Source organism: Kitasatospora sp. NPDC086009 (assembly GCF_044540385.1).
In the GTDB taxonomy this organism is placed as follows: Bacteria; Actinomycetota; Actinomycetes; order Streptomycetales; family Streptomycetaceae; genus Kitasatospora.
In genome coordinates this window covers 230,714-256,609 of sequence record NZ_JBITSA010000002.1, presented here as the reverse complement: position 1 = coordinate 256,609, position 25,896 = coordinate 230,714, and the positions used below count along the sequence as shown (strand labels likewise).

At 72.3% G+C, this 25,896-nt stretch carries 26 protein-coding genes and 1 tRNA gene; 17 read left to right on the top strand and 10 right to left on the bottom strand.

Translation table 11 applies throughout. The features are described from left to right. Positions 1 to 14 precede the first annotated feature (14 nt). The 11 genes from ACIF6L_RS06820 to ACIF6L_RS06770 all read left to right on the top strand — a co-directional run bounded on the left by ACIF6L_RS06820 (position 15) and on the right by ACIF6L_RS06770 (position 6,783). Positions 15 to 188 (top strand): hypothetical protein, encoded by a 174-nt coding sequence (locus ACIF6L_RS06820; protein WP_396486982.1) that lies wholly within the window; start codon positions 15 to 17, stop codon positions 186 to 188. Between the two features lie 83 nt (positions 189 to 271). After that, the gene (locus ACIF6L_RS06815) at positions 272 to 985 is read left to right on the top strand and encodes a DUF2637 domain-containing protein (protein ID WP_396486983.1); all 714 of its coding nucleotides are present in this window, start codon (positions 272 to 274) and stop codon (positions 983 to 985) included. A 14-nt stretch (positions 986 to 999) separates the two neighbouring features. Next, the gene (locus ACIF6L_RS06810) at positions 1,000 to 1,191 is read left to right on the top strand and encodes a mobile element transfer protein (protein ID WP_396486984.1); all 192 of its coding nucleotides are present in this window, start codon (positions 1,000 to 1,002) and stop codon (positions 1,189 to 1,191) included. A gap of 13 nt (positions 1,192 to 1,204) precedes the next feature. Next, the gene (locus ACIF6L_RS06805; protein ID WP_396486985.1) at positions 1,205 to 1,393 is read left to right on the top strand and encodes a hypothetical protein; all 189 of its coding nucleotides are present in this window, start codon (positions 1,205 to 1,207) and stop codon (positions 1,391 to 1,393) included. Between the two features lie 7 nt (positions 1,394 to 1,400). Next, entirely contained in the window at positions 1,401 to 1,940 is a 540-nt protein-coding gene (locus ACIF6L_RS06800; protein WP_396486986.1) for a hypothetical protein, read from the top strand. A gap of 79 nt (positions 1,941 to 2,019) precedes the next feature. Continuing rightward, complete coding sequence (locus tag ACIF6L_RS06795) at positions 2,020 to 2,568, top strand: GGDEF domain-containing protein (RefSeq protein WP_396486987.1); 549 nt, start codon at positions 2,020 to 2,022, stop codon at positions 2,566 to 2,568. Between the two features lie 97 nt (positions 2,569 to 2,665). Continuing rightward, complete coding sequence (locus tag ACIF6L_RS06790; RefSeq protein ID WP_396486988.1) at positions 2,666 to 2,851, top strand: hypothetical protein; 186 nt, start codon at positions 2,666 to 2,668, stop codon at positions 2,849 to 2,851. 237 nt (positions 2,852 to 3,088) lie between these two features. Then, positions 3,089 to 4,069 (top strand): DNA cytosine methyltransferase, encoded by a 981-nt coding sequence (locus ACIF6L_RS06785; RefSeq protein ID WP_396486989.1) that lies wholly within the window; start codon positions 3,089 to 3,091, stop codon positions 4,067 to 4,069. Then, positions 4,069 to 5,409: a replication initiator gene (locus tag ACIF6L_RS06780; RefSeq protein WP_396486990.1), complete on the top strand. Its 1,341-nt coding sequence runs from the start codon at positions 4,069 to 4,071 to the stop codon at positions 5,407 to 5,409. Before ACIF6L_RS06785 ends, ACIF6L_RS06780 begins: the two co-directional genes overlap by 1 nt. Next, entirely contained in the window at positions 5,402 to 5,614 is a 213-nt protein-coding gene (locus ACIF6L_RS06775) for a helix-turn-helix domain-containing protein (RefSeq protein WP_396486991.1), read from the top strand. The genes ACIF6L_RS06780 and ACIF6L_RS06775 overlap by 8 nt, the downstream gene beginning before the upstream one ends. After that, a complete protein-coding gene (locus ACIF6L_RS06770; RefSeq protein ID WP_396486992.1) occupies positions 5,614 to 6,783 on the top strand; it encodes a tyrosine-type recombinase/integrase in 1,170 nt (389 codons plus the stop codon). Before ACIF6L_RS06775 ends, ACIF6L_RS06770 begins: the two co-directional genes overlap by 1 nt. A gap of 65 nt (positions 6,784 to 6,848) precedes the next feature. Here the strand turns inward: ACIF6L_RS06770 and ACIF6L_RS06765 are convergent. Continuing rightward, positions 6,849 to 6,920: transfer RNA gene (locus tag ACIF6L_RS06765), tRNA-Val, on the bottom strand. A gap of 210 nt (positions 6,921 to 7,130) precedes the next feature. On the opposite strand from ACIF6L_RS06765, the gene ACIF6L_RS06760 reads away from it, so the two are divergent. Both ACIF6L_RS06760 and ACIF6L_RS06755 read left to right on the top strand, forming a co-directional pair. Then, entirely contained in the window at positions 7,131 to 8,450 is a 1,320-nt protein-coding gene (locus ACIF6L_RS06760; RefSeq protein ID WP_329487464.1) for a hypothetical protein, read from the top strand. Between the two features lie 116 nt (positions 8,451 to 8,566). Next, complete coding sequence (locus ACIF6L_RS06755; RefSeq protein ID WP_380571047.1) at positions 8,567 to 8,788, top strand: zinc ribbon domain-containing protein; 222 nt, start codon at positions 8,567 to 8,569, stop codon at positions 8,786 to 8,788. A gap of 72 nt (positions 8,789 to 8,860) precedes the next feature. Here ACIF6L_RS06755 and ACIF6L_RS06750 read toward each other — a convergent pair whose 3' ends face one another. From ACIF6L_RS06750 to ACIF6L_RS06740, 3 genes are all read right to left on the bottom strand, one after another. Then, positions 8,861 to 9,844 carry an HAD family hydrolase gene (locus ACIF6L_RS06750; protein ID WP_396486993.1) on the bottom strand — a complete coding sequence of 328 codons (984 nt, stop codon included), beginning with the start codon at positions 9,842 to 9,844 and terminating at the stop codon, positions 8,861 to 8,863. Between the two features lie 5 nt (positions 9,845 to 9,849). Next, complete coding sequence (locus ACIF6L_RS06745) at positions 9,850 to 12,366, bottom strand: phosphoribosyltransferase (RefSeq protein WP_396486994.1); 2,517 nt, start codon at positions 12,364 to 12,366, stop codon at positions 9,850 to 9,852. Positions 12,367 to 12,529: 163 nt separating this feature from the next. Continuing rightward, complete coding sequence (locus ACIF6L_RS06740; RefSeq protein ID WP_396486995.1) at positions 12,530 to 13,876, bottom strand: HpcH/HpaI aldolase/citrate lyase family protein; 1,347 nt, start codon at positions 13,874 to 13,876, stop codon at positions 12,530 to 12,532. Between the two features lie 542 nt (positions 13,877 to 14,418). Here ACIF6L_RS06740 and ACIF6L_RS06735 point away from each other — a divergent pair. Beyond that, the gene (locus tag ACIF6L_RS06735) at positions 14,419 to 15,537 is read left to right on the top strand and encodes a TerD family protein (protein ID WP_396486996.1); all 1,119 of its coding nucleotides are present in this window, start codon (positions 14,419 to 14,421) and stop codon (positions 15,535 to 15,537) included. Positions 15,538 to 15,553: 16 nt separating this feature from the next. Here the strand turns inward: ACIF6L_RS06735 and ACIF6L_RS06730 are convergent, their stop codons facing one another. Continuing rightward, entirely contained in the window at positions 15,554 to 16,294 is a 741-nt protein-coding gene (locus tag ACIF6L_RS06730; protein ID WP_329487470.1) for a Tellurium resistance, read from the bottom strand. 397 nt (positions 16,295 to 16,691) lie between these two features. Between ACIF6L_RS06730 and ACIF6L_RS06725 the strand changes: the two genes are divergently transcribed. Next, positions 16,692 to 17,831 (top strand): DUF2637 domain-containing protein, encoded by a 1,140-nt coding sequence (locus tag ACIF6L_RS06725; protein ID WP_329487471.1) that lies wholly within the window; start codon positions 16,692 to 16,694, stop codon positions 17,829 to 17,831. A 117-nt stretch (positions 17,832 to 17,948) separates the two neighbouring features. Here ACIF6L_RS06725 and ACIF6L_RS06720 read toward each other — a convergent pair whose 3' ends face one another. From ACIF6L_RS06720 to ACIF6L_RS06700, 5 genes are all read right to left on the bottom strand, one after another. Beyond that, positions 17,949 to 19,058 (bottom strand): DUF475 domain-containing protein, encoded by a 1,110-nt coding sequence (locus ACIF6L_RS06720; RefSeq protein ID WP_359802904.1) that lies wholly within the window; start codon positions 19,056 to 19,058, stop codon positions 17,949 to 17,951. Positions 19,059 to 19,130: 72 nt separating this feature from the next. After that, positions 19,131 to 19,706: a TerD family protein gene (locus tag ACIF6L_RS06715; protein WP_329487473.1), complete on the bottom strand. Its 576-nt coding sequence runs from the start codon at positions 19,704 to 19,706 to the stop codon at positions 19,131 to 19,133. 327 nt (positions 19,707 to 20,033) lie between these two features. Further along, a complete protein-coding gene (locus ACIF6L_RS06710) occupies positions 20,034 to 20,609 on the bottom strand; it encodes a TerD family protein (protein ID WP_329487474.1) in 576 nt (191 codons plus the stop codon). Positions 20,610 to 20,845: 236 nt separating this feature from the next. Beyond that, complete coding sequence (locus ACIF6L_RS06705; RefSeq protein WP_329487475.1) at positions 20,846 to 21,304, bottom strand: peroxiredoxin; 459 nt, start codon at positions 21,302 to 21,304, stop codon at positions 20,846 to 20,848. A 240-nt stretch (positions 21,305 to 21,544) separates the two neighbouring features. Then, positions 21,545 to 21,979 (bottom strand): DUF3052 domain-containing protein, encoded by a 435-nt coding sequence (locus tag ACIF6L_RS06700; RefSeq protein WP_359802906.1) that lies wholly within the window; start codon positions 21,977 to 21,979, stop codon positions 21,545 to 21,547. A gap of 516 nt (positions 21,980 to 22,495) precedes the next feature. Between ACIF6L_RS06700 and aceE the strand changes: the two genes are divergently transcribed. Beyond that, a complete protein-coding gene (gene aceE / locus ACIF6L_RS06695) occupies positions 22,496 to 25,246 on the top strand; it encodes a pyruvate dehydrogenase (acetyl-transferring), homodimeric type (protein WP_359802907.1) in 2,751 nt (916 codons plus the stop codon). A 183-nt stretch (positions 25,247 to 25,429) separates the two neighbouring features. Beyond that, the gene (locus tag ACIF6L_RS06690) at positions 25,430 to 25,876 is read left to right on the top strand and encodes a nitroreductase/quinone reductase family protein (protein ID WP_396486997.1); all 447 of its coding nucleotides are present in this window, start codon (positions 25,430 to 25,432) and stop codon (positions 25,874 to 25,876) included. Positions 25,877 to 25,896 lie beyond the last annotated feature (20 nt).

The following is a 25,896-nucleotide window of genomic DNA, read 5'->3' as shown; positions in this document are numbered from 1 at the left end:
AAGGAACCCGGTCCATGACCGCGAGGAAGCTCCGCACCAAGAACGCCCCGCCCAAGTGCACCGGCTGCGCCGGCGAGGGCTGGGTGAGCGAGACCCACACCGTCGGCCGGGGCAAGAAGTCCCGCCCCGCCGGTGAGGTCGAAGTCCTCTGCCCGACCTGCCTCGGCACCGGCACCGCCGCCGAGTAGCCACCCCGACCGCCGGATCCGGGCGGATGCCCTCCCCTGGCCCGTCCGGTCCGGCCCCAATGCCCAGGAAGGAGAACCGACCGATGCGACTGCTCCGCCCGGACGCCGTGCTCGTGCAAGCCGCCATTGCCGGTGCCCTGTCCTTCGCCCACCTCCACGACCTCGCCGCAGCCGCCGGCCAGCACGGCTGGAAGGCATGGGCCTACCCCGTCTCCGTCGACCTGCTGCTCGTCGCTGCCTGGCACCGCATGCGCGTCCTGCGATCGAACGGCACCCCGGCCCCGGCCGCCTGGACCTGGTTCGCCATCGCCCTGGTCGCCTCGCTCGGCGCCAACGTCGCCACCGCCGGGCTTCTCGACCTCGACACCGTCCCGGCCTGGCTCCGCATCCTCGTCGCCGGCTGGCCCGCGCTCGCCTTCTTCGGCGGCACCCTCCTCGCCCACACCGCCACCGAGCACCGCCCCGAACCCGAAACCGCCCCCGAGGCTGAGCTGCCGGTCTACGAAGCCGAGCCCACCGTGCCGCCGGTCACCCCGGCCGCCGAGCCCGAACCGGAGGCCGTCGAAGCCCCCGACCCCATGCCCGCCCTACCGCCTGCGCCCGCTCCTGCTCCTGCTCCTGCTCCGCCCGTGTCGGCCCCGTCCGTCTCGGTGCCGGCCGCGCTGGTCGATCACGCCCGCAAGGTCGCCGACGACCACCACGCCCGCACCGGCGCCCCGATCGATCCGGACACCCTGCGCGCCCGCCTCGGCGTCCCGCCCCAGCTCGCCGCCGCCATCGCCGCGCAGCTCATCTGACAGGAGGTCACTCCATGCCCCGCCCGATCCGCCCGCGCAACACCATCCGCATCGGTCCCGTGAAAGTAGCCACTTACTACGACGGCCGTGGCCGTGAGAAGCACACCGCCGTCTGCACCGCACCGCGCTGCGGCTTCTCCGCCGACTACGACTCCCGCCCGGCCGCCGAGATCGCCGCCCGCACCCACCGCTGCACCGTCCGCTGACAGGAGACCCGCTGTGACCGTCACCCTGCCCCTGGTCGTCGTCCTCGGCGCCGGCGTCTGGACCGCCGTCAAGCTCCTCGGCATCCGCCTCTGGGTCGCCGCCCTGATCGCCCTCTTCGGCTTCTACCTCGCCGGGACCTTCTTCGCCCCGGTCGTGGAGGAGATCACCCGCTCCGGCGTCAACGCCGTCAACCCGAAGTGAGCCCGGCATGACGACCATCGCTCTCACCTCCCTCCCCCCGCTCGTCCTCACCCCGGACGCCTCCCGCCTGGTCGCGGAGATTGAGGCGTACCTGGCCTCGCTGCCCGCCCCGGCCCGCATCCCGGTCCCGTACGTCTCGCCGCTCGGCTTCACGCTCCAGCCCTGGAACGTCGGCTACCCGGTGCCGCGGCTCACCCTGCTCGACCGCCTCGCCCACCGCCCGGCCCGCCCGGTGCCGGTGACCACCGCCGATCATCTGCGGCTCGCCTCCCGCTACATCGGCGCCTTCGGCTGGCTGCAGGGCGCCATGTGGGACAGCTCCGGCCGGGTCTGCCTCCTCGGTGCTCAAGCTGCCGTCCTCGCCCACGGCTACGGCACCCCGGCCACCGTGGCCACCGCGCGGGTCCAAGTCATGGAGGTCCTGCACGCCACCGGCCGCCCGGCCAGCTCCCCGGACGAGTACAACGACCGGCCCACCACCCAGCAGGCGGACATTCACCACCTGCTGGACCGCGCCGCCGCCCGCGCTCTCTCCATCGGTCTCTGACCGGTCTCCGGGGCGGCAGCAAGCCGCCAAGCATCCAGCCGCCCCGGGGGCCGCAACCCGCACCGGAAGGAACCGCCCCATGGACGTCGCCCCGTACCTCACCGCCGCCGCGCCCCTGGCCGGTTGGACCACCCACAGCGTGTGGCTCTACCACCGGCTTTCCACCGCCCGCCGCGACCCGCTCACCGGACTCCACACCCGCGACGGCTTCACCACCCGCGCCGAGCACCTGATCCGCCACCAGACCGAGCGCGTGACCGTGCTCCTGGTCGATCTGGACGACTTCAAGGCGACCAACGACACCCACGGCCACGCCGCCGGAGACGCCGTCCTCGCCGCCACCGCCGAACGCCTGCACACCTGGTGCGGCCGTACCGGCACCGCCGCTCGCCTCGGTGGCGACGAGTTCGCCGTCGTCACCACCCACGCGCCCGACCGGCTCGACGGCCTCCGATCGGCTCTCCACCGCCCGGTCCCGTACGCCGGCGCCACGCTCCCGGTCGCTTCCTCCATCGGCGTGTGCCACCTGGCCGATCTGCCGGTCCCGTCGCTGACCGACGCCCTCGCTGCCGCCGACCGCGACATGTACGCCCAGAAGTCCGACGGCCGCACCTCGCGCCGCCGCTAGCAAGACCAGTCCCCAGGGCGGCAGCAAGCCGCCAAGCATCCAGCCGCCCCGGGGACCGCAACCCCTTCCCGAACCGAAGCCCACGAAGGAGAACCCCATGATGCCCCAGCACAGCCACGCCCAGAGCCGGATCTGCCCGGACTGCTCCGGCCACGCCACCGTCCACATCGCCACCGGCGTCCGCCTGCGCGACGGCTCCCGCGCCACCATCCCGGTCACCTGCACCGCCTGCCACGGCACCGGCACCGCCGCCCGTCCGCTGGCCACCGCCGCCAAGGCCTGACCGATGGCCCTCGACTGGCGCGACTCCCGCCACTGGGCGCCCAAGCCCGCCCCTGCGGAATCTGCGACAAGCCCACCAACCTCCGCTCCGACCGTGGCAAGCCCGTCCACAAGGTCTGCGCCGAGGAGTGGATCGCCAAGCACCCCAAGCCCGCCGACCAGTCCTGACCGATCCCGGGCCCCGGGACCGACACCACCGGTCCGTCCCGGGGCCTCTCCATGAAGGGGAGGTACCGCCATGCACCGCCACATCATCGACCTGTTCGCCGGCCCCGGTGGCTGGTCCGAGGGACTGCGCCGACTCGGCCACACGGACACCGGCCTTGAGATCGACGCCGCCGCATGCGCCACCCGCGCCACTGCCGGCCACCGCACCATCCGCACCGACGTCGCCGCCTACCCAACAGCGCCGCTCGTCGGCAAGGTCTCCGGCCTAATCGGCTCGCCGCCCTGCCAGACCTTTTCCGCCGCCGGACTCCAGGCCGGGGCCGACGACGTCGCCCTCTGCCACCAAGCCCTGAACGACCTCGCAGCCGGGCGTGACACCCGCACCGCCCTACGCGCCGAATGCACCGACCCCCGCTCGCTCCTGGTGGTCGAACCCCTGCGCTTCGCCCTCGACACCCGCCCCGACTGGATCACCCTGGAGGAAGTCCCCGCCGTGGAACCCCTCTTCGCCCACACCGCCCGCATACTGCGCACCCTCGGCTACTCGGCCTGGGTCGGCATCCTCAACGCCGCCGACTTCGGCATCCCACAAACCCGCCGCCGCGCCTTCCTCATCGCCTCCCGCACTCAAGAAGTCACCCCGCCCCTGCCGACCCATGCCAGGACCCCCGAACCGGAATCGCTCTTCGGCCCCGGCCGCGCCGCATGGGTCACCATGGCCGACGCCCTCGACCTGCCCGCCGGTGCCGTGGTCACCCGGGGCGAACACCACACCGGCGGCAACCGCTTTACCACCACCGGCCCCGCCTGGGCCCTCACCGGCCGCGCCCGGTCCTGGAAGCTCCGCCCCGCCGACCGACACACCGCCGAGCGCGAGTTGGACGCCACCGAAGCGGGCGCTCTTCAGGACTTCCCCGCCCGCTACCCGTGGGCCGGCTCACGGACCAAGCAATTCGAGCAGATCGGCAACGCCATCCCGCCCGGCCTGGCCGCCGCCGTCCTCCGCACCGTTCTGGAATCGGCCCGCCTCTCGCTGGTGGTGGCCGCCTGATGACCGCCACCATCCCCGCCCCGGTCGCCGACCTCCTCGGCCTCGCCCAGCTCGGCACCATGCCCGCTCTCATGCGCCAGCTCGCCGGGCTCGCCGGCTGCACCTCCCCCATCCGCCTCGACGGCTGGCGCACTGAGATCAACGAGACCACTGGGCAGGTGCTGCACCACCTGGAGTCCGCCGACCTGCCCGCCGGGAATCTGCTCCTGCGCTGCGGCAACCGGCGCACCACCCGCTGCCCGTCCTGCGCCGAGACCTACCGCCGCGATACCTACCACCTGATCACTGCCGGACTCACCGGCGGTAAGGGCACCCCCGAGAGCGTCGCCACGCACCCCCGGGTGTTCGCCACCTTCACCGCCCCGAGCTTCGGCCCCGTCCACAACCGGCCCTCCGCCGGCCGCTGCCGTTGCGGCATCGCTCACCCCGCCGACGACCCGGCGCTCGGCTCGCCGCTCAACCCGGAGACATACGACTACGAGGGTGCCGTCCTGTGGAACGCCCACGCGGGCAAGATCTGGGCCCGCTTCTCGATCCACCTGCGCCGGGAGGTCGCCAAGCGCGCAGGGCTGACACAACGGGAGTTCCGCGACTTCGCCCGCATCTCCTTCGGCAAGGTCGCCGAGTACCAGAAGCGCGGCGCCATCCACTTCCACGCCGTCATCCGCCTCGACGGCCCCGAAGGCGGCCAACAGCCTCCCCCGGTCTGGGCGTCCGCTGAGCTGCTCACGGACGCCATCCGCGCCGCCGCCCGCCGCACAGAGGTCCCCGGACCACTCCTCGACGGCCGTCAGCACCGCTTCGCCTTCGGCCGCCAGCTCGACATCCGCACCATCCGCAGCGCCGACTTCACCGGCCTGGTGCAGATCACCGAACGGGCCGTCGCCGCTTACATCGCCAAGTACGCCACCAAGGGAGCCGAGACCGCCACCGGGGCCCTCGACCGCCCGGTCCGGCTGCTCGCCGAGATCGCCCACCACGACATCCCCGAACACGCCCGCCGCCTCATCCGAACCTGCTGGACCCTCGGCACCCGCCCCGAACTCGCTGACCTCCGTCTTCGCGCCTGGGCCCACATGCTCGGCTTCCGCGGCCACTTCTCCACCAAGACCCGCAAGTACTCGACCACCCTCGGCGCGCTGCGAGACGCCCGCGCCGCCTGGCGCCGCGCCCAGACGCTCGAACACCTCCACAGCCCCGACACCCCGGCCACCGAGGACACCACGCTCGTCCTCGCCCACTGGGTCTTCGCCGGTGTCGGCCTCACCCGCGGCGAAGCCTGGCTCACCCAAGCACTGCAACCCGCCCCCGGCACGGAAGGACAACCCACGCATGCCTGACCCGCTTCTCGACGTCAACCAGGTCGCCGAACTCCTCGGCACCACACCCCGGTTCGCCCGCCGCCTCGTCGCCGAGCGGCGGATCGAGTTCATCAAGGTCGGCCGACACGTCCGCGTCCGGCCCGCCGTCGTCGCCGAATACCTGGAGGCCAACACCGTGCCGCCCGTCTCTGTCCGCCGGGCCTCGCTGCGGAGGGCTGCCTGATGGCCAACTCCAAGGGCAACCGCCGCCGCTTCGGCTCCATCCGCCAACTGCGTTCCGGCCGCTGGCAGATCCGCTACCCCGACCCGATCACCGGGCTGATGCGCAACGGGGAGGAGACGTACCCGACCAAGACGGATGCCGATGTCGCACTCACTCTGATCGAAGCGGACATCAAGCGTGACAAGTGGACCGACCCCGACGCCGGGAAGGTCAAGCTCGGCGACTTCGCCGCGGCCTGGCTGCGCGACCGCAAGCTGGAGGAGAGCACCCGGGAGCGGTACGCCATCACGCTCCGCAAGTACATCCTGCCCGGCCTGGGACACCGAACGCTCTCCGAGATCACTCCGGCGCGGGTCCGCTCATGGCGGTCGGGGCTTCTGGGCGACGGGGCCGGCGAGCCCTCGGTGGTCAAGGCGTACCAACTTCTGCGGGCCATCATGAACACCGCCGTGGACGACGAGCTGATCCAGCGCAACCCGTGCCGGATCAAGGGCGCCGACACGTACGACGTCCCGGAGCGTCCCGTCCTCTCCGTCACCGAGGTGTTCGCCGTGGCTGAAGTGATCGGCCCTCGCTGGCGGGCCCTGGTCCTGCTGACCGCATTCACCACGCTCCGTTTCGGCGAACTGGCCGCACTCCGCCGGCGGGATGTCGACCTGGAGAACCGTCTCGTCCGGGTGCAGCGCAACCAGGCGGAGCTGAACACCGGCCGCCTCTTCGACAAGGCACCCAAGAGCCGCGCCGGCTTCCGGCCGGTGGCCTTTCCCGCCGAGATCGTGGCCGACCTGGCGAATCACCTCGACCACTTCGCCGGCCCCGGCCCGGACGGGCACCTGTTCATCGGGCCCCGCGGCGGCAAGCTCCGCCGGAGCAACTTCCGGGACGACTGGATCCGGGCCCGTACGGCCGCCGGGGTGAGCGCGGAAGCCCACTTCCACGACCTGCGGCACACCGGAAACACCCTCGCCTCGCAGAACGGGGCCAGCACGCGGGAGCTCATGACCCGGATGGGCCACAGCAGCACCCGGGCGGCGCTGATCTACCAGCACATGACCAGCGACCGGGACCGTGCCATCGCCGACCGCATGGGTGAGGCTGTCCGGAAGGCGCTCGGCCGGCAGGACCCGCCGCCGGAGGAATCTGGCACGCCGGTGGCACAGCCCGACTGAGACCCCCGAAACGACCGAGGGCCAGTTCGTGAGGATCACTCCTCCGAACTGGCCCTTCGTGTCTGTGGGCGCGGACGGTTTCGAACCGCCGACATCTGCTTTGTAAGAGCAGCGCTCTACCACTGAGCTACGCGCCCCCCGTCGCGGCCCGGTGGGGGCACGACGACTGCCTAGAGTACCTGGTCCCGGGGGGTGGTGTGGTGCGGGTGCTCGGGGAGTGGGACGGGTGGGGGTGCCGGTGTGGTGGGGCGATCGGGAACAATGGGCAGTGGATCAGCGGTCGGAACAGGGAGCGCGCAGTGAGGGTGGCCGACGGGAGTGGGTGGGGGCGGCGGCCGGGGAGTGCGGTGGCCGAGGCCCTGGTGTTGCCGCTGGTGATCGCGGGCGCGCTGGGCGCCGCCGGGGCGGCGTCGTTCGGTACGGGCGGGGGCTGGTGGGGCCGGCGCGGCGGCGAGGGGGTGCGGGCGGACGCGAAGGCGGCCCGGGACGCGGCGCAGCAGGCGTTCTACGAGTTGGACTCCACCCAGCGCGAGGTGCGGCTGGCGGTGGAGACGGTGCGCGCGGCGGAGGACGGCGCGACGGCGCAGCGGGCGGCGGCGGATTTCGAGGCGATCTCCGGCCGGGTGGACCAGGTGACCGTGAACTACCTGGCGGCGCTGGACGCGCACGATCTGGATGCCGAGGAGCTGGAATCCGGTGCCGCGGCGCGGGCCCGGCACCAGTTGCAGGACGTGAAGGGGCAGCTCGGGTCGGCGCAGGCTGAGCTGGACGGCTTCCTGCAGCGGTTGCAGCCGGTGCTGCAGCACGCCGAGTCGCAGCTGATGCGGGTGACCCCGGCGGTGGAGGGGGCGAAGCGGTCGTTGCTGACCGCGACCACCACGCTGGAGGCGGTGCGCGGCGCGGGGCTGAAGGCGGACGACCTGGCGGCCCGGTTGGCGGAGCTGAGCCCGGAGTTGGGCCGGCTGAACGAGGGCGCGGGTCGGCACGGGGTGGCGGCGACGCTGCAGCGCGCGGAGCGGGTGAAGGAGCGGGCCGACGCGATCACGGCGGACGCGGAGCACCTGCCGGAGCGGGCCCGGGAGATCGACCGGCGGGTGGCCAGCCTGCGGACCCGGATCCAGGCGCTGGAGACCAAGGCCGGCACGGTGGAGCCGGCCCTGAGCGAGCTGCGGCGGCGGTTCGCCACGGCGTGCTGGCAGGACCTCCAACGAGTGCCGGACCAGGTGGCGGAGGCGGGGCGGGCGGCGGAGCAGAAGCTCGCCGAGGCGGCGCGGGCACGCGACGAGCAGCGCTGGCCGGACGCGACCGGCGCGCTCGGCACGGTGCGCGCGCTGCTGGACACCGCGGACGGCTCGGTGGTCGCCGTGAACGAGCGGCTGCGGCAGCTGAACGAGGTGCAGCACGATCCGAACCGGGAGATCGAGCGGACCCGCTTCGCGCTCCGGGACGCCCAGCGGCTCGCGATGGCGGGGCGGCAGGCGCCGGACCCGCGGCACGCGGCTCCGCTGGACGCGGCGGTCGGCCGGCTGGACCGGGCGGTCGAGGCACTGGAGACGGCCGGCCGACACCCCGACTACTGGCACTTCCTGACCGAGCTGGCGGCGGTGCGGGAGACGGCGGCGCAGGTGGTGGAGCTGATCCGCGAGGACCTGGGCGGCCACCGGTAGCGCGAGCCGCCCCCGGCCACCCCGCCGGCGGCCCGGCGGCCCCGCCGACCCCGGCGCCTCCCACGGATCGTGCGGGCCCCCTGCCCCGCCCGCCCGCGCCGGGCTACCCTGCGGGTATGCCACGCTACGACTTCCGCTGCCGCTCCTGCGGGGCCACCTTCGAACTCCGCCGCACGATGGCGCAGGCCAACGACCCCGCGGTCTGCCCGCAGGGGCACGAGGACACCGTGAAGCTGCTGTCGGCCGTCGCCGTCACCGGCGGCGCGTCCGGCGGCGCCGCGCAGCAGGCCCCGGCCGGTGGCGGGGGCGGCTGCTGCGGCGGCGGTTGCTGCGGCTGACCTGAGCGCGGAACGGCCGGCGGGCACGGGGAGCGGCTGACCTGAGCGCGGAACGGCCGGCGGCGCCGGGCCTCAGCCCTTGGCCACGGACTCCAGCGAGCCGGCCTCCGGCCCGCCGTCCGAGTCGGCGGTCCGCGAGACCTCCGCACCGACGGTCCGCGGGCCTTCCGTACCGACGGCCCGCAAAACCTCCGGGCCCGCAGCCGCACCCACACCCACGCCTGCCCCGCCCCGGACACGGGCCAGGAACTGACGGATGATCTCCTCCCCCGCCGCCACGCCCACCTGGTCGAGCGCGGTGACCCCGGGGGCCGTCCAGCCGCTGTCAGCGAGTTCGCCGTGCCCGGGGCGCCAGGCCGCGTCGGCGGCCAGCAGCAGGTCCGCGTCGAGCAGCGAGTCGCCGGCGGCCAGCACGGTGGCGCCGCCGACGCGCCGCTCGACCTCGGCCAGCGCCGCGCTCTTGCTCAGCGGCGCCGGGACGGCGTAGACCTTGCGGCCCTGCAGCGAGACCGTCCACCCGCGCTCGGCGCACCAGCCGGTGAGTTCGTCGAGCCAGCCGGCCGGCAGCTCGGCGCGTTCGACGACCAGGTAGGCGAAGAGCTCGTCGGCGACCCGGCGCTTGTGGGTCCACTCCGGGTCCGCGCAGAGCGCCAGGTGTTCGACCACCTCGGCCAGCGGCACCGACGCGGTGGCCAGCCGGCCGGCCACCTCGGCCTGCCAGTCCTCGTCCGGGACGCCGTCGACGAGCAGCCGGCCGCCGTTGCTGCAGATCGCGTAGGCGGGGATCCAACCAGGCGTCGGGCCGGGCAGGTTGACCCGTTCGTACTGCGTCCTGGTCCGGGTGGTGGCGGGGACGAGCAGGGCTTCGCGGGCGAGTTCGACGAGCAGCCCGGCGGCCTGCTCGGTCATGAACGAGAGCGCCTTGCCGTCGTGCACCTCGACGGAGAGCAACCGCGGTGCGAGCCGGTCGGGCACGTCCAGGGCGAGGGCGCGGTTGCTGTAGATCAGGGTGCGGTCGAGGTCGCTCGCGACCAGGAAACCACTGGGGCTGCTCATCGGGTTCAGGACTCCTTCACCAGGACGGCCGTGCCGGAGGCGCCGGTCGCTCCCCGGCTGTAGCGGGGGTGGATCAGGCCGACGCACGAGTACGGCAGGTCGTCGACCTCCTCGACGGGGATGCCGCGCTGGGCGGCGAGCAGACGGACGTGGTCGAGGTCGGCGCCGGTGCCGCGGCGGGCCAGCACCCGCCAGGGGACGCGGCGCAGCATGACCCGGGTGGTCTCGCCGACGCCGGGCTTCACCAGGTTGACGTTGTCGATGCCGTACTCGGTGCTGATCCGCTCGACGGCGGCCCAGCCGGCCCAGTCGGGGGTGCGGTCCTCGGCGGCGAGCCGGTCGGCCGCCGTCCGCACCTCGTCGAGGACCTCGGCGAAGTGGTCGGCGACGGTGTCCAGGAAGGCGCCGGAGACGTCCCCGCCGGCCAGTTCGGTGTAGTGCTTGGCGCCGTGGAAGTCGTCCGGGCCGATCAGGTCGGTGCGCAGCACGGTGCGGGAGACCAGGCCGGAGACGGTCGAGTTGAGGCAGGCGGAGGGGATGAGGAAGTCGTCCCGGGTGCCGTAGGTGCGCACGCAACGGCCGGGGTCGGCGAGGACGGCCAGTTCGGGGTCGAAGGCGGTGCCGGCCAGGGCCTCGGCGAGTTCGCGGGTGATCGCGCCCTTGCCGGTCCAGCCGTCCACGAACACCACGTCGGGGGCGTGGTGGTGGGCGTCCAGGTAGCGGACGGCGACCGGGTCCAGGCCGCGGCCGCGGATGATCGAGACGGCGTAGTGCGGGGTGTCCAGGCCGTGCGCGAAGGCCAGCCAGCGGCGGATCAGGACGCCCACCGGGGTGCCGGCCCGGGCCAGCGAGGCGAGCACCAGGCCGCGGCCGCGCTCGCGGAGCAGCGTCTCCGCGACGGTGCCGACGGCGAGCGCGATCCGGCGGGCGGAGATCCGCAGGGCCTGGTGGAACAGCTCCTGGTACTCGGGGCTGGGCTGGTACTCCACCGGCAGGGACTCCGCGTAGTGGGCGCCGCCGTTCTGGACGGCCTCCTCGCGCTCCTCGGTCGGGGCCTCCAGCGGGACGTCGGAGAGGTCCTTGAGCAGCCAGGAGACCTCGTCGGCGCGGTAGGAGGAGAACTCCGGGCCGTGCAGCGGCGCGGGCAGCGCGCTCCGCTCCGGCCGAACAGCAGGGACCGGCCGGTGCGAGGGCAGCACGGCGAGCACCACCCGGTCGGTGACCTGCCGCAGCTGGGCGAGCAGGGAGCGTTCGCCGTCGTGCAGTTCGGGGGTGTCGGCCACGTCGTCGACCACCAGCACCACCGCGTCGAAGCGGCGGGCCGGGTCGGCGCCGGGGGCGACGTTGTAGACGAAGCGCTCGCGCGAACCGCCGTCCTGCGGATCGTCGTGGGCGGGGAAGGAGAGCCGGGTGCGGATGGCGTAGCCCGGGTCGTCCACCGCGAGGACGGGCGAGCGGGTGGTGGTGGAGTAGCGGACCCGCTCCTCGCCGTCGGGGAGGTGGTCCGCGAGGGCGCCGGCGAGGCGCAGCGGCGCGTACATCAGCTCCTCGCAGCCGAGGACCAGCACCCGGCCGGAGCCGGCCGCGCCGGACTCCCGGCCCTCGCCCGCCGCCGGGCCCTCTCCCGCCGCTGGGCCGGTGTCGCCCGGCTCCAGCGCGGCGGCCAGCTGGGACGCCAACTGCGGGATCGCCTCTTCGAGTTGTGCCCGGTGCGCGGCGCTGAAGCCGTGCCGTCCGCCGTCCGGCAGGCCCGCGGGCCAGTCGAGGGCGACCCGGACCAGCGGGGCGGGGGCGGCCGGGGGCGGCTCCGGCGCGGGGCCGACCTCGGCGATCAGCTCGGCGGCGCGGGCGAGGATGTCGGCCGGCAGCTCGACGCCGCCGCCGGCCGCGGCGACCAGGTCGAGCCGGGTGCCGAGTTCGGCGGCGGTGTCGACCAGTCGGCGGCGGTCGCTCTCGTCGCGCAGGTCGACCAGGGCGACCACGACGTAGTGGGCGCGCGGGTGGCGCGCGTGCAGCTCGCGGATGGTGTTGAGCACGGTGTTGCCGGTGGAGAACTCGTCGTCCACCAGGACCAGCGGGCCGTCACCGGCCAGCAGCGCGGGGTCGGCGGGCAACAGCAGGTGGGAGGTGGCGTGCGAGTGCTCCTCCTCGAAGCCGCCGACCGGGGTCAGCCCGGCCACCGGGCGGCGCGTGGAGTGCAGGTAGGGGGCGTCCAGGGCGTCGGCGACGCTGTGGCCCAGGCCGGTGGCGGTCTCGGCGTAGCCGAGCACCACGGCACGGGCGGCCGCCTCCTCGCCCAGCAGCTCGCGCACCAGGCGGCCGAGGTCGAGACCGGCGCCGTGCACCACGGACGGGCGCTGCGGGACGTGCTTGCCGAGCACGGTGGAGACCAGCAGGTGGGCGCGCTTGGGGTTCTCGCGCAGGGCGAGGCCGACCAGGTCGGGGAGGCGGTCCGAGCCGGTCAGACCGACGCCCGCCCGGTCGGCCACCCAGCGACCGGTCCACTCTTGCTGTGCTGTCACTACTGGTCCTGCCTTCGATGGTGCGAGTCGTGCGGTCGGTGCGAAGCGGTGCGAGTCGTGCGGTCGGTCCGAGAGGTACGGGAAACGCGAGAGGTACGAAAGGTACGAGAGGCCCGCGAGGTACGGGAAGCGTGAGAGACCCGAGAGCCACGAGCCCCCGCGGTCAGCCGCAGAGGCAGGCCGAGAGCAGCTCCGCGAAGCTGACGTCCTCCCTCGCCACCCCGAACACCTCGGCGCGCAGCATCACCCGCTCGGCCCAGGCCCGGTGCGGCTTGGCCTCGTTCATCTTGTTGGTGTACGCCGAACGCAGCACCCCGCCGCCGCCGCGCTCCTGGTCCAGGATGTCCCGCGCGTCGCTGTACTCCTCATGGGTGACCACGGAGAGCGCGTGCACGGCGGGGACGTGGCTGGGGTGGATGCAGGTCTTGCCGAGCAGTCCGTTGGCCCGGTCGAGCTCGATCTCGCGGATCAGGCCGTCCAGGTCGTGGTCGATGATCCGCTGGCGCACGGCCACCCCGGAGGGCTCCGCCTCGGCGAACGGGGTGCGGCGCAGCTGCGGCTTGAACATCCGCTCCTGGACGGGGAAGTACTCCCAGACCGGACCGGTCACGGTGAACCCGGTGCCGTCGGCCCGGCCGAGCACGTTGACCACGTCCCCGATCACCGACGCGACCAGCGCGACGTCGTACGCGGTCAGGTCGGGCGAGCGGCGCAGCCCGTACGCGGAGCAGAGGTCGGTGACTCCGAGCCGGACGGCGAGGACGCGCTCGCGATGCTTGTCGAGCAGCCGGGCGATGCCGAACAGTTGCTCGCGGCGGGTCTCCAGGTGGGCCAGTTCGGGGGACTCCAGGACGGGCATGGCGAACAGCCGGCGGCCGGTGGCCGCCTCGGCGCCGGCGAGCGCCTCCAGGAACTCGCCGCCGCTCTCGTCGGTGAACTTCGGCAAGACGAAACCGGTGAGCAGCCCGATCGCCGGGCCGAGCCGGCCGGCCAGGTCGGTGATCTGGGAGGCGGCTCGGACCCTGATGAAGAGAAGGGGCAGATCCTGTGTGCGGGCGGTGGAGGTTTCGGCGGCCTCGACCGGCTCGGACGTCACTCCCCGCACCTCCCCGAGCCACCCGCCGGGCATCTCCGGACGCACCTCGCCGCGCGCCCGCAGGTCGTCGCGGACCGCCGCCTCCCCGGCCGCGCCGGGTGCCCCGCCCCGCGACGGAAGCCCGCCGTGCGGCCCCTCGAAGAGCTCGCCGAGCTGCACCACCAGGTTGGCCTCGGCCGCGGTCACCTCGTGGTCGGCGATCGCGTCCTCCAGGCAGAGCACCATCGAGACCACGCCCCGACCCGCCTGCTTGCGGATGTCCTCACCCAGCGTGGGCCGGGTGGCGGGGCTGTAGAGGGTCGCGCCCAGCGCGGTGGCGAGGACGGCCGCGTCGCTCTCCGCCGAGAAGGCCCTGGGCTGTTCGAGGAAGAGCCGGCCGCGTACGTCGTCGGCGAGGTGGCCGAAATGGCGCATGGTGCTCTCCTCAGGGGTTGCGGCCGCCGGTCCCGGCGGGGTTCGTACTCAGGGGCGTGCGGGGTTCGTACTCAGGGGCGTGCGGGGTTCGTACTCAGGGGCGTGCGGGGTTCGTACTCAGGGGCGTGCGGGGTTCGTGCTCGGGGAGGTGCGGGCGGTGCTCGGGGGTGCGGAAGGGGGCCGGGAGGGGGTGCGGAGGCGGCTCGGGGGGGGTGCCGCGATCAGGTGGGGAGTCGGGCTGCGGGAGGTCGGAGTGCGGGCCGTCGGGCACCGTTGCGGGGTGCGGGGCGTCACGATGGTTAACCGGTCCACCGGGCCCGGTGGTTCCCGGGCGCGCGCTGCTGATCCCCCTCGCCGAACCCCCCGGGGCCCTCTGGCCGCCTATCGTACGGACGACTTCCGGTCGAATGCGATTCGGAAACATCGAATTCTCGGAAGATTACCCTCCGCTTCACAAACCGCAAGCATTGGCAAAGTCCGATGGCCGCGCCCCCTCCGGTCACGTTGTCCGAAGGGGTGGCGAACAGGCAGGATGGTCCGCTATGACGCACGTGATGGCCAAGGGCGCCAACATCGCACTGCCGGTGGCGGCGGTCCGCGCCGTGCTGCGCTGGAGCGCCACGCCCGGTGCGCCGGACGTGGACGCCTCCGCGCTGCTCCTCGGCGCCGAGGGCAGGGTTCGTTCGGATGCCGACTTCGTCTTCTACAACCAGCCGAGGCACCCGTCGGGCCTGGTGCGCCACCTGCCCAAGCAGCAGACCGCCGCCGGCGCCGAGATCGCCGACACCGTGGAGGCGGAGCTCGCCAAGCTGCCGCCCGAGGTGGACCGGGTGGTGCTGGCCGGCTCCTCCGAGGGCGGATCGTTCCGCTCCGTGACCGGGCTGCGCCTGCTGCTCTTCGACGCCGGCGCCGGAGAGGGCGCCGCCGCTCTCGCCGAGTTCGCGATGCCCGAGAACGACGACGTCACCGCGCTGGTCGCCGGCGAGCTCTACCGCCGGGCCGGGTCGTGGAAGTTCCGGGCCGTCGGCCAGGGCTACGCGTCCGGGCTGATCGGCCTGGCCACCGACTTCGGGATCACCGTCGAGGACGGCGCGGCGGACGCCCGCGGCGCCGGTCCGGCCGACCCGCGCGCCGCCGTGCCGGACCCGCGCCCCGTCGCCCGCCCCGAGCCGGGCACGTACACCCTGGCGCCCGCCGTCCCGCTCGGTGCCGCGCAGGCCGCCGCCCCGCAGCCGCCCGCGTCGGCCCCGGCCGTACCCGCCCACGCTCCCCCGCCGCCGCAGGCGCCGCCCGCGATGCCGACGACCGCGCCGACCGTCCCGCCCGCGCCCCCGGCCCGGCAACCGGGGTACGGGTACCCGCAGCCCGGCCCCCAGCAGGGCGGCTACGGCTATCCCCAGCAGGCCCCGCGCCCCGGGTACGGCTACCCGCAGCCGGCCCACCAGGCACCGCAGCAGCCCTACCCGCAGCAGCAGGGCACCTACGGGTACCCGCCGCAGCCCGCACCGCAGCAGCAGGGCGGCTACGGCTACCCCCAGTCGGCCACCGCGCCGCCGTCCCAGCAGCAGGCCCAGCAGCCCGCGCCGCCGGCCCCGCAGCCCCCGGTTGCCCCCGAGGAGTTCGCGCTGCCGCCGCAGGGCCCGCAGTTCCAGCCCCGCTGACCGCCGCGCGGGGCCGCTACTCCGGCCCGGACGGGCCCTTGTACCCGCGCTGCCACTGCATCCCGAAGCCGTACAGCCGGTCGATGTCCGCCTGGAAACCGTTGACGTAGCGCACCTCGCGGCGCACCGTCAGCTGGTTGTCCCCGGAGTTCTCGATCAGCACCACCGCGCAGGAACGGGCGGCCGGGGCGCGTTCCTCCAGCTTGATCTCGATCCGCGGACCGGTCTGCGGCACGATCGTCACCACCGCGTTGGCCTGCTCGAACGCGGGTGTGCCGTCGTAGATGTAGACGAAGATGAGCAGCCGCTTGAACTGGTCCTTCTTCTCCAGGTTCACGTACATCGTCTCGCCGGACGGCGCCCCGTACTGGTCGTCGCCGCTGAGCTTGACGAAGGGCGCGCGCTGGAGGTCCCCGAAGTAGCCGCCGAGCGGTTGCACCACGCCCCGGCTGCCGTCGGACAGTTCGTACATGCAGGCCAGGTCGAGGTCGACGTTGAGCTGGGCGCCCTGCTGCGTGTCCGGCTCCACCGGGCTGAGGATGCGCGGGCTGAACCAGCGCTTGAGCGCGTCCCGGCCGGAGGAGCGCGGCGCTCCTATCCGGGTGGTCCAGTGCAGGTTGACGTAGAGGTAGCCGGTGGTGGCCGCGGCCCCGGTGATCGCGTGCTGCGGCGTCGACTTGGTGAGTGTGATCTTGTGCTGCCCGCCCGGGTCCAGGGTGTTCCGCTCCCCGCGCAGGTACTCCCAAATCGAGGCCATCCCAGTCCTCCCCCAGGGCCGCCGGTCGGTCCGGCGGTCCGTCGCTCAATGATCCGGCATCAGCCCGCCCGCCGGGTACCCGAACTGCTTACCCAGCCACGTGAACCGGACACCGACGGTGCACCGGCGGGACACCGGCCGACCACCGGCCGACCACCCGACGGCGGCCGGGAGCCGACGGCGGGTCGGCTGGCGGGACGAAGGTCCCCTCCCGTAACATGCCGCCCCTTCGGACGCGATATCGTCTAGCCGCACAGGTGTCCCGACCGCCCCTGCCCGGGCGCGGTGGGCGCCCGGCGGCAAGGACGTACCGTCAGGCCCTGTCCCGGCGACGGGATCTGATCGTCTGTGTCGCACTGTGACCTGTCCCCTGCGGAAACCCGAGGCCCGACCCGCAATGAACCTGACCTCCATACAGCTGGTCTGGACCGTCATCGGCGGCGCAGCCCTGCTGTTCACCGCCATCCTGGTGGCGACGCTGCGCTTCAAGAACACGACCAAGAACGAGGACTCGGGCGACTCCTGGGAGCGCACCGAGGAGCGCCGCCGGCGCAAGGAGATGATCTACGGAATCTCCTCCTACGTCCTGCTGTTCTGCTGCGCCGGAGTCGCCGCCGCGCTCTCGTTCCACGGCCTGGTGGGCTTCGGCAAGGAGAACCTGGGCCTGTCCAACGGCTGGGAGTACCTCGTCCCGTTCGGCCTGGACGGCGCCGCGATGTTCTGCTCCGTACTCGCCGTGCGCGAGGCCAGCCACGGTGACGCGGCGCTCGGTTCGCGCCTGCTGGTCTGGGTGTTCGCGATCGCCTCGGCCTGGTTCAACTGGGTGCACGCCCCGCGCGGCGTGTCCCACGACGGCGCCCCGCAGTTCTTCTCCGGGATGTCCATCTCCGCCGCGATCCTGTTCGACCGGGCGCTGAAGCAGACCCGCAAGGCCGCGCTGCGCGAGCAGGGCCTCGTCCCGCGTCCGCTGCCGCAGATCCGGATCGTCCGCTGGCTGCGCGCCCCCCGCGAGACCTACGCCGCCTGGTCCCTGATGCTGCTGGAGAACGTCCGCAGCCTGGACGAGGCGGTCGAGGAGGTCCGCGAGGAGCGCCAGACGAAGGAGGCCGCCAAGCTGCGTGCCCGCAGCGCCGACCGCCGCGAGCGCGCCGAGCTCAAGGCCATCTCCCGCCAGAGCGGGATGCTGGCCCGGGCCCGCGGCGGCCGTCAGGTGCCCGCGCTCACCGCTGCCGGAGACGGCCCGAACGCTTCGGAGCCTGCCCTAGCCGCTGACGCCGACGCCACCTCCCAGACCGGCCGCTCCGTGCTGGAGCCCGCTTCGCTGAGCGCCCTGGAGGCCGGCCGCCGCCCGCGGGCCGCCGTCGGGTCCTCCTCGACCGACCCGTTCGGCGACTCGTCCTACCTCGGCAGCGGCTCCTCGTCGTCCTCCTACCGCAGCTCGACCATCGACCTGACGGCCGACGACGACACCCTGTCGATGCCCAAGCTGGACTCGCTGGAGCGCAAGCTGCGCGCCATCGAGCAGCAGCTCGGCTGACCCTCCCGCAGCGGGGACAACCGAACCGAGCACCACGCACGCAGAACGGCCGCCCCCTCACCGGAGGGGGCGGCCGTTCTCGTCGGGCCCCGGGGCGACGGCCCCGGGTGCGGAGCGCTACTTGCCGGCGCTCGCCAGTTCGTGGTCGTCCCCGCCGCCGCCCGCGGCGGCCTCCTTGCGGTTGCGCAGGATCGACGAGCCGAGAGCGAGGCCGATGAAGGCGACACCGATCAGGCCGGTGACGATCTCCGGGATGTGGTACTCGATGCCGACCAGCAGGATCACCGAGAGCGCGCCGATCGCGTAGTGCGCGCCGTGCTCCAGGTAGACGTAGTCGTCGAGGGTGCCCTGACGGACCAGGTAGACGGTCAGCGAGCGGATGTACATCGCGCCGATGCCGAGGCCCAGGGTGATCTGGAAGATGTCGCTGGAGATCGCGAACGCGCCGACCACGCCGTCGAAGGAGAACGACGCGTCCAGCACCTCCAGGTACATGAAGAGGAAGAACGCGGCCTTGCCGCCCACCTGGACGATGGACTTCCCGGACTTGCCGGACTTCTCCTCCTCCTCCTCGGCCTCCTCCTCCAGGCCCGCCTCGAAGATCGAGGAGAGCCCGTTGACGGAGAGGTAGGTGACCAGGCCGAGCACTCCGGCGAGCAGCACCGTCTCGGCGTGCTCCCCGGCGAAGAAGTTGGACGCCAGCAGCAGCGTGACCAGCGCGACGACCGTCGAGAAGGCCTCCAGCTTGCCGACCTTCTCCAGCGGACGCTCGATCCAGGCCAGCCAGTTGTAGTCCTTCTCCTCGAAGATGAAGTCGAGGAAGATCATCAGCAGGAAGACGCCACCGAACGCCGCGATGGCCGGGTTGGCGGCCTCCAGGTACTGGGCGTAGGTGGAACCCTCGTAGGTCTTGTCGGAGTTGAGCGCGAGGTCGATGACGGTCGCGGGGCTGAGGTGCGCGGTGAGGCCGACGACCAGCAGCGGGAAGATCAGCCGCATACCGAAGACGGCGATCAGCACGCCGACGGTGAGGAAGATCTTCTGCCAGTACGGGTTCATCCGCTTCAGCACCGTGGCGTTGACCACCGCGTTGTCGAACGACAGGGAGATCTCCAGGATGGAGAGGATCAGCACGATGCCGAATCCTTCAGCTCCCCAGAGCAGGCCGGCTGCGATCAGCCCGATGACGGTGATCGCGAATGACCAGCCGAAGGTGCGGAGGAACACGGGACTTGGTTACCTTTCGAGTTCATGGCGCCGAGGACGTCGGCCGCGTCGGACGCGGGTCTCGGGCCGCCGTTACTGTACGTTCACGCCGAAATCGAGGGCAATGCCGCGCAGACCCGAGGCGTACCCCTGGCCCACCGCGCGGAACTTCCACTCGCCCGCGTAGCGGTACAGCTCGCCGAAGATCATCGCGGTCTCGCTGGAGGCGTCCTCGGTCAGGTCGTACCGCGCGATCTCCTGCCCGTCCAGGGAGTTGACCACCCGGATGTAGGCGTTGCGCACCTGACCGAAGTTCTGCAGGCGCGACTCGGCGTCGTAGATCGACACCGGGAAGGCCACCTTGTCCACCTGCGGGGGGACGAGGTCCAGGTTGACCAGCACGACCTCGTCGTCGCCGTCGCCGTCGCCGGTGAGGTTGTCACCGGTGTGCTCGACCGAGCCCTCGGGGCTCTTCAGGTTGTTGTAGAAGACGAAGTACTCGTCACCGAGCACCCGGCCTCCCGAGCAGAGCAGCGCGCTCGCATCGAGGTCGAACGGCGCACCGGTGGTCGAGCGGGCGTCCCAGCCGAGGCCGATCTGGACCTGCGTCAGATTCGGCGCGGCCTTGGTGAGCGAGACGTTTCCACCCTTGGCGAGCGTGACACTCATGGCTGTCCTTCCTCCCTTTTCCTCCCGGGGCGCATCTCAAGGTCTATTCCCCCGTGGCCCCGCCCGGCCTCCTTCGGCCGGCTGAACTTCCTGAACTCCTATCCTTCCAGTGCGCCGGACCGGCTCGAAGCCGGGGCGCACGAACCGGTGACCCCCCGGCCGGGCCCCACCCGCCGCCCGCCCCGGGCGCCACGAAGCCGCACAGCACGAACCCGAGCGACACGGCCCCGGACAGCACGAAGCCGGGGCGGCCGCCGACGCCCTCGCGTCCGCGGCCGACCCCGGCCCGGTGGTACTCCGTCAGGCCCGGCGGGCCCGCCGCCCGGCTCAGACGTTGACGCCGAAGTCCTGGGCGATGCCGCGCAGGCCGGAGGCGTACCCCTGGCCGATGGCGCGGAACTTCCACTCGGCGCCGTTGCGGTACAGCTCGCCGAAGACCATCGCGGTCTCGGTCGAGGCGTCCTCGGAGAGGTCGTACCGGGCCAGCTCCTTGTTGTCGGCCTGGTTCACCACGCGGATGAACGCGTTGCGGACCTGGCCGAAGTTCTGGGTCCGGTTCTCGGCGTCGTAGATCGACACCGGGAAGACGATCTTCTGCACATCGGCCGGCACGGTCGCCAGGTCGACCTTGATGGCCTCGTCGTCGCCCTCGCCGGCACCGGTCAGGTTGTCGCCGGTGTGCTCGACCGAGCCCTCGGGGCTCTTCAGGTTGTTGAAGAAGACGAAGTTGCCGTCCTTGTCGACCTTGCCCTGGTCGTTGCAGAGCAGGGCGCTGGCGTCCAGGTCGAAGTCCGTGCCGGTGGTGGTACGGACGTCCCAGCCAAGGCCGATGACCACGGCGGTCAGGCCGGGAGCTTCCTTGGTGAGCGAGACATTGCCGCCCTTGCTCAGGCTGACACCCACTTGTCCTCCAAGATTCGGGAGGCACGCACTGGTGCCCCCGTGGTGCGGTCGGAGGTGCGGCGACGATTGCGCCGAGCCTCTGACCAGCCAACGGACCGATCGTAGTGCCGGGTTCCCGTCCTGGGTGGAGAACGGGCCCGGCGTGGCTGTTCGAATCCGCGCGGGGGCCCGCCCCGCGGTCCGTCCGCAGCCCGCCGGGCCCGTCGGGCGCCCCCGGGAAGGGGCGCGCGAGGGCCTCAGAGCGCGCCGAGGACCTTCAGGTACTCCTGCTCGTCACGGGCGTCCGGCAGGTCGTTGACGACGCTCCAGCGGACCACGCCGGCCTTGTCGATCACGAAGGTGCCGCGCACCGCGCAGCCCTTCTCCTCGTTGAAGACGCCGTAGGCGCGGGAGACCTCGCCGTGCGGCCAGAAGTCGGAGAGCAGCGGGTACTCCAGGCCCTCCTGCTCGGCGAAGACGCGCTGGGTGAACGGCGAGTCGTTGGAGACGCCGAGCACCTGGACCTCGTCGTTCTGCAGGCGCGGCAGCTCCTTCTGGATCGCGCAGACCTCGCCGGTGCAGACGCCGGTGAAGGAGAACGGGTAGAAGACCAGGACGACGTTCTTCTCGCCCCGGAAGTCGGAGAGCCTGACCAGCTCGCCGTGCTGGTTCTTCAGCTCGAAGTCCGGAGCCTCGGTGCCGACCTCGATGGCCATGGTGGGACCTTTCTGACGCGACAGGGCCGCGCGGCGGGCGCGGCGAGCGCCATCCTTGCATTGGTCGACCCCGATTCGGCCGAACGGGTGAGGCGGCCGGCGCTCGGGGCGCCTCCTTTCGCCCTCGGCGAACGCCACCCCCGGCAGGGGATCCAGCCCGGAACGCGAAACGGCCGGGCCCCGCTGGAGGAAGCTCCAACGGGGCCCGGCCCTGGATCGCGGCTCAGGCGCGAGGGGCGCTCAGCGCTTGCCCGCCTTGGCGGCCTTGGTCGCCAACCGGGTGGCGGCCCAGTCCTTGGCGATGGCGATCGAGCTGGTCTGCGAGAGGCCGGCGGTCCGGGCCGCGTCGGCGATGTCGGACGCCTCGATGTGGCCGTCCCGGCCGGTCTTGGGCGTCAGAAGCCAGATCAGGCCGCCCTCGGCCAGGTATTCCAGGGCGTCGACGAGGGTGTCGGTGAGATCGCCGTCGTCGTCGCGGTGCCACAGCAGGACGGCGTCGGCGACGTCGTCGTAGTCCTCGTCGACGAGATCTGTCCCGGTGATCTCCTCGATGCCCTCGCGGAGTTCCTGGTCACTGTCTTCGTCGTACCCCAGCTCCTGGATGATCTGGTCCTTCTCGAATCCGAGACGGTGGGCCGGGTTGGACTTGTCCGCGGGGTCCGCGGTCGCGCTCACGGGAATAACCTCCAGTATTCGGCTCGGCATCCATGCCGAGGCTGTGGCCGTAGTCCACACGGGCGCGGCGGTTCGCGCAAGTACCCGACCCCCGATCCCCTCCAAAGGTTGACGTGCCACAGGGGGACACGCCGGTCGACGTGTCGTGAATCACACCGATTTGCCCTTCTCTGCATGGGACAAGGATGCTTCGGGTGACCCCGGTCCACAGGCCGTACGCGTGCCCGAGATGCGAACGGCATTCGGGTCCGCGCGTGCGCGGGCGTAGAGTCTCCTGTTGGCCCTCACCCCGACCGCCCGCCATCGGACGATCGGGCAACCAGGTCGGACCACCTCTGTTCGTAACACCCGGTGGTGCGGGGCGCAGGCAATAGCGCCTGCTCCGCGCGCCGCCAGACCGCTCCGCCTACCGGGCGCAGCGGTTACCGATCGGTAGAGATGACGGATCTCCGAGCGCGGTAGCACGATGGAGGCGGCGCGACACACCTCAGTTTCGACCGACAGTGAAGGAACAGCGTGGCTTCCGGATCCGATCGCAACCCGATCATCATTGGCGGCCTTCCGAGTCAGGTCCCGGACTTCGATCCCGAGGAGACCGCGGAATGGCTGGAGTCGCTTGACGCGGCCATCGACGAGCGGGGGCGCGAGCGTGCCCGCTACCTGATGCTCCGCTTGATCGAGCGCGCCCGCGAGAAGCGTGTCGCCGTGCCCGAGATGCGCAGCACGGACTACATCAACACCATCGCCACCAAGGACGAGCCGTTCTTCCCCGGCAACGAGGAGATCGAGCGCAAGGTCCTCAACGCGACCCGCTGGAATGCGGCCGTCATGGTCTCCCGGGCGCAGCGTCCGGGCATCGGCGTCGGCGGCCACATCGCCACCTTCGCCTCCTCCGCGTCGCTCTACGACGTGGGCTTCAACTACTTCTTCCGCGGCAAGGACGCCGAGGGCGAGTCCGGCGACCAGATCTTCTTCCAGGGTCACGCCTCCCCCGGCATCTACGCCCGCGCCTTCCTCCTGGACCGACTGTCCGAGCAGCAGCTCGACGCCTTCCGCCAGGAGAAGTCGAAGGCCCCGTACGGCCTCTCCAGCTACCCCCACCCGCGGCTGATGCCGGACTTCTGGGAGTTCCCGACCGTCTCGATGGGCCTCGGCCCGCTCGGCGCGATCTACCAGGCCCGGATGAACCGCTACCTGGAGCACCGGGGCATCAAGGACACCTCCGCCTCGCACGTGTACGCCTTCCTCGGCGACGGCGAGATGGACGAGCCGGAGTCGCTGGGCCAGCTGTCGCTCGCCGCGCGTGAGGGCCTGGACAACCTGACCTTCGTGGTCAACTGCAACCTGCAGCGCCTGGACGGCCCGGTCCGCGGCAACGGCAAGATCATCCAGGAGCTGGAGTCCCAGTTCCGGGGCGCCGGCTGGAACGTCATCAAGCTGGTCTGGGACCGCAGCTGGGACCCGCTGCTCGCACAGGACCGCGACGGCGTCCTGGTGAACAAGCTGAACACCACGGTCGACGGCCAGTTCCAGACGTACGCCACCGAGACCGGCGCGTACATCCGCGAGAACTTCTTCGGCGGCGACCTGCGGCTGCGCAAGATGGTCGAGAGCATGACCGACCAGCAGATCCAGCACCTGGGCCGCGGCGGCCACGACCACGCCAAGGTCTACGCGGCGTTCAAGGCGGCCCGCGAGCACACGGGCCAGCCGACGGTCATCCTGGCCCAGACGGTCAAGGGCTGGACGCTCGGCCCCAACTTCGAGGGCCGCAACGCGACGCACCAGATGAAGAAGCTGACGGTCGAGGACCTGAAGCGCTTCCGCGACCGCCTGCACATCCCGATCACGGACAAGCAGCTGGAGGAGGGCTACCCGCCCTACTACCACCCGGGCCGTGACTCGGAGGAGATCCAGTACATGCACGACCGCCGCAAGGAGCTGGGCGGCTACGTGCCGACCCGCAAGGTGCGGCCGCGTCAGCTGGAGCTGCCGGGCGACGACGCGTACAAGGCGGTCAAGAAGGGTTCGGGCAACCAGACCATCGCCACCACCATGGCGTTCGTCCGGGTGCTCAAGGACCTGATGCGGGACAAGGGCATCGGCAACCGCTTCGTGCCGATCGCGCCCGACGAGTACCGCACCTTCGGCATGGACTCGCTGTTCCCGTCGGCGAAGATCTACAACCCGCTGGGCCAGACCTACGAGTCGGTCGACCGCGAGCTGCTGCTGGCGTACAAGGAGTCCCCGACCGGCCAGATGCTGCACGACGGCATCTCCGAGGCGGGCTGCACGGCCTCGCTGATCGCCGCGGGCTCCTCCTACGCCACCCACGGCGAGCCGCTGATCCCGGTCTACGTCTTCTACTCGATGTTCGGGTTCCAGCGCACCGGTGACCAGTTCTGGCAGATGGCCGACCAGCTGGCCCGCGGCTTCGTGATCGGCGCCACCGCCGGCCGGACCACGCTGACCGGCGAGGGCCTGCAGCACGCGGACGGCCACTCGCACCTGCTGGCCTCGACCAACCCGGGCGTCGTCGCGTACGACCCCGCGTACGGCTTCGAGATCGCGCACATCGTCCAGGACGGCCTGCGGCGGATGTACGGCTCGTCGGCGGAGTTCCCGCACGGCGAGGACGTCTTCTACTACATGACCGTCTACAACGAGCCGATCAAGATGCCGGCCGAGCCGGAGAACGTCGACGTCGAGGGCATCCTCAAGGGTCTGCACCGGTACGCCCCGGCGACCGCCGGGCAGATCCCGGCCCAGATCCTCGCCTCCGGCGTGGCGGTGCCGTGGGCCCTGGAGGCCCAGCGCGTCCTCGCCGAGGAGTGGAACGTCAAGGCCGACGTCTGGTCCGCGACCTCCTGGAACGAGCTGCGCCGCGACGCGGTGGAGGCCGAGGAGTTCAACCTCCTGCACCCGGAGGAGCAGCAGCGCGTCCCCTACGTGACGCAGAAGCTGCAGGGCGCCGAGGGCCCGTTCGTCGCCGTCTCCGACTGGATGCGCGCGGTGCCGGACCAGATCTCGCGCTGGGTGCCGGGGCAGTACCAGTCGCTGGGTGCCGACGGCTTCGGCTTCGCCGACACCCGTGGCGCGGCCCGTCGCTTCTTCCACATCGACGCGCAGTCGGTCGTCCTGGGCGTGCTCACCGAGCTCGCCAAGCAGGGCAAGATCGACCGCAGCGCCCTGAAGGACGCGATCGACCGCTACCAGCTGCTGGACGTGGCCGCGGCCGACCCGGGTGCCGCCGGCGGCGACGCCTGAGCGCTCGGTGAGCCGGTGAACCGGTGAGACCAGGGGCCGGACCTCCTCCGTGGAGGTCCGGCCCTTCGCCGTTCCCGCCGCCGGATCCCCGGCGTGACCTCCGTCACATCCCCTTGAACCTCACACAGGTGTGAGCTCCTAGGGTCGTTCCCAGACGAACCGGACCACCCCAGGAGGTCTCCCATGAACGCCGTCCACCCCGAGCCCGCCGCCGGCGGCAACGCGTACAACCGCGGTGTGATCACCGAGTTCCGGGCCTCGGCCGGCGCGGTCGGCGGCTCCTTCGCGGGCACCCCGCTGCTGCTGCTCACCACCTGGGGCCGGCGCAGCGGCGAGCCGCGCACCGCCCCGCTGGTCCATCTGACGGAGGGCGGCCGACCCGTCGTCTTCGCCTCGAACGGCGGCGCCCCGGCCGATCCGGACTGGTACCGCAACCTGGCCGCCCGCCCCGAGGTCACCGTCGAGCTCGGCGCCGAGCGCTACCCGGCGCTGGCCGTCCCGGTGACCGGCGGCGAGCGGTACGAGGCCCTCTGGGCGGCCCAGATCGCCGCCCAGCCGGCGTTCGCCGCCTACCGGGCGCGGGCCGGGCGCGTGGTGCCGCTGGTGGAGCTGCACCGCGCGGCGGGCTGACCCGGAAGTCCGACGCGCGA

Bases quoted from the DNA above. Each gene is read 5' to 3' on its own strand.
- ACIF6L_RS06820 (WP_396486982.1), top strand. From the start codon at position 15: ATGACCGCGAGGAAGCTCCGCACCAAGAACGCCCCGCCCAAGTGCACC.
- ACIF6L_RS06815 (WP_396486983.1), top strand. From the start codon at position 272: ATGCGACTGCTCCGCCCGGACGCCGTGCTCGTGCAAGCCGCCATTGCC.
- ACIF6L_RS06810 (WP_396486984.1), top strand. From the start codon at position 1,000: ATGCCCCGCCCGATCCGCCCGCGCAACACCATCCGCATCGGTCCCGTG.
- ACIF6L_RS06800 (WP_396486986.1), top strand. From the start codon at position 1,401: ATGACGACCATCGCTCTCACCTCCCTCCCCCCGCTCGTCCTCACCCCG.
- ACIF6L_RS06795 (WP_396486987.1), top strand. From the start codon at position 2,020: ATGGACGTCGCCCCGTACCTCACCGCCGCCGCGCCCCTGGCCGGTTGG.
- ACIF6L_RS06790 (WP_396486988.1), top strand. From the start codon at position 2,666: ATGATGCCCCAGCACAGCCACGCCCAGAGCCGGATCTGCCCGGACTGC.
- ACIF6L_RS06785 (WP_396486989.1), top strand. From the start codon at position 3,089: ATGCACCGCCACATCATCGACCTGTTCGCCGGCCCCGGTGGCTGGTCC.
- ACIF6L_RS06780 (WP_396486990.1), top strand. From the start codon at position 4,069: ATGACCGCCACCATCCCCGCCCCGGTCGCCGACCTCCTCGGCCTCGCC.
- ACIF6L_RS06775 (WP_396486991.1), top strand. From the start codon at position 5,402: ATGCCTGACCCGCTTCTCGACGTCAACCAGGTCGCCGAACTCCTCGGC.
- ACIF6L_RS06770 (WP_396486992.1), top strand. From the start codon at position 5,614: ATGGCCAACTCCAAGGGCAACCGCCGCCGCTTCGGCTCCATCCGCCAA.
- ACIF6L_RS06755 (WP_380571047.1), top strand. From the start codon at position 8,567: ATGCCACGCTACGACTTCCGCTGCCGCTCCTGCGGGGCCACCTTCGAA.
- ACIF6L_RS06750 (WP_396486993.1), bottom strand. From the start codon at position 9,844: ATGAGCAGCCCCAGTGGTTTCCTGGTCGCGAGCGACCTCGACCGCACC.
- ACIF6L_RS06740 (WP_396486995.1), bottom strand. From the start codon at position 13,876: ATGCGCCATTTCGGCCACCTCGCCGACGACGTACGCGGCCGGCTCTTC.
- ACIF6L_RS06735 (WP_396486996.1), top strand. From the start codon at position 14,419: ATGACGCACGTGATGGCCAAGGGCGCCAACATCGCACTGCCGGTGGCG.
- ACIF6L_RS06730 (WP_329487470.1), bottom strand. From the start codon at position 16,294: ATGGCCTCGATTTGGGAGTACCTGCGCGGGGAGCGGAACACCCTGGAC.
- ACIF6L_RS06725 (WP_329487471.1), top strand. From the start codon at position 16,692: ATGAACCTGACCTCCATACAGCTGGTCTGGACCGTCATCGGCGGCGCA.
- ACIF6L_RS06715 (WP_329487473.1), bottom strand. From the start codon at position 19,706: ATGAGTGTCACGCTCGCCAAGGGTGGAAACGTCTCGCTCACCAAGGCC.
- ACIF6L_RS06705 (WP_329487475.1), bottom strand. From the start codon at position 21,304: ATGGCCATCGAGGTCGGCACCGAGGCTCCGGACTTCGAGCTGAAGAAC.
- ACIF6L_RS06690 (WP_396486997.1), top strand. From the start codon at position 25,430: ATGAACGCCGTCCACCCCGAGCCCGCCGCCGGCGGCAACGCGTACAAC.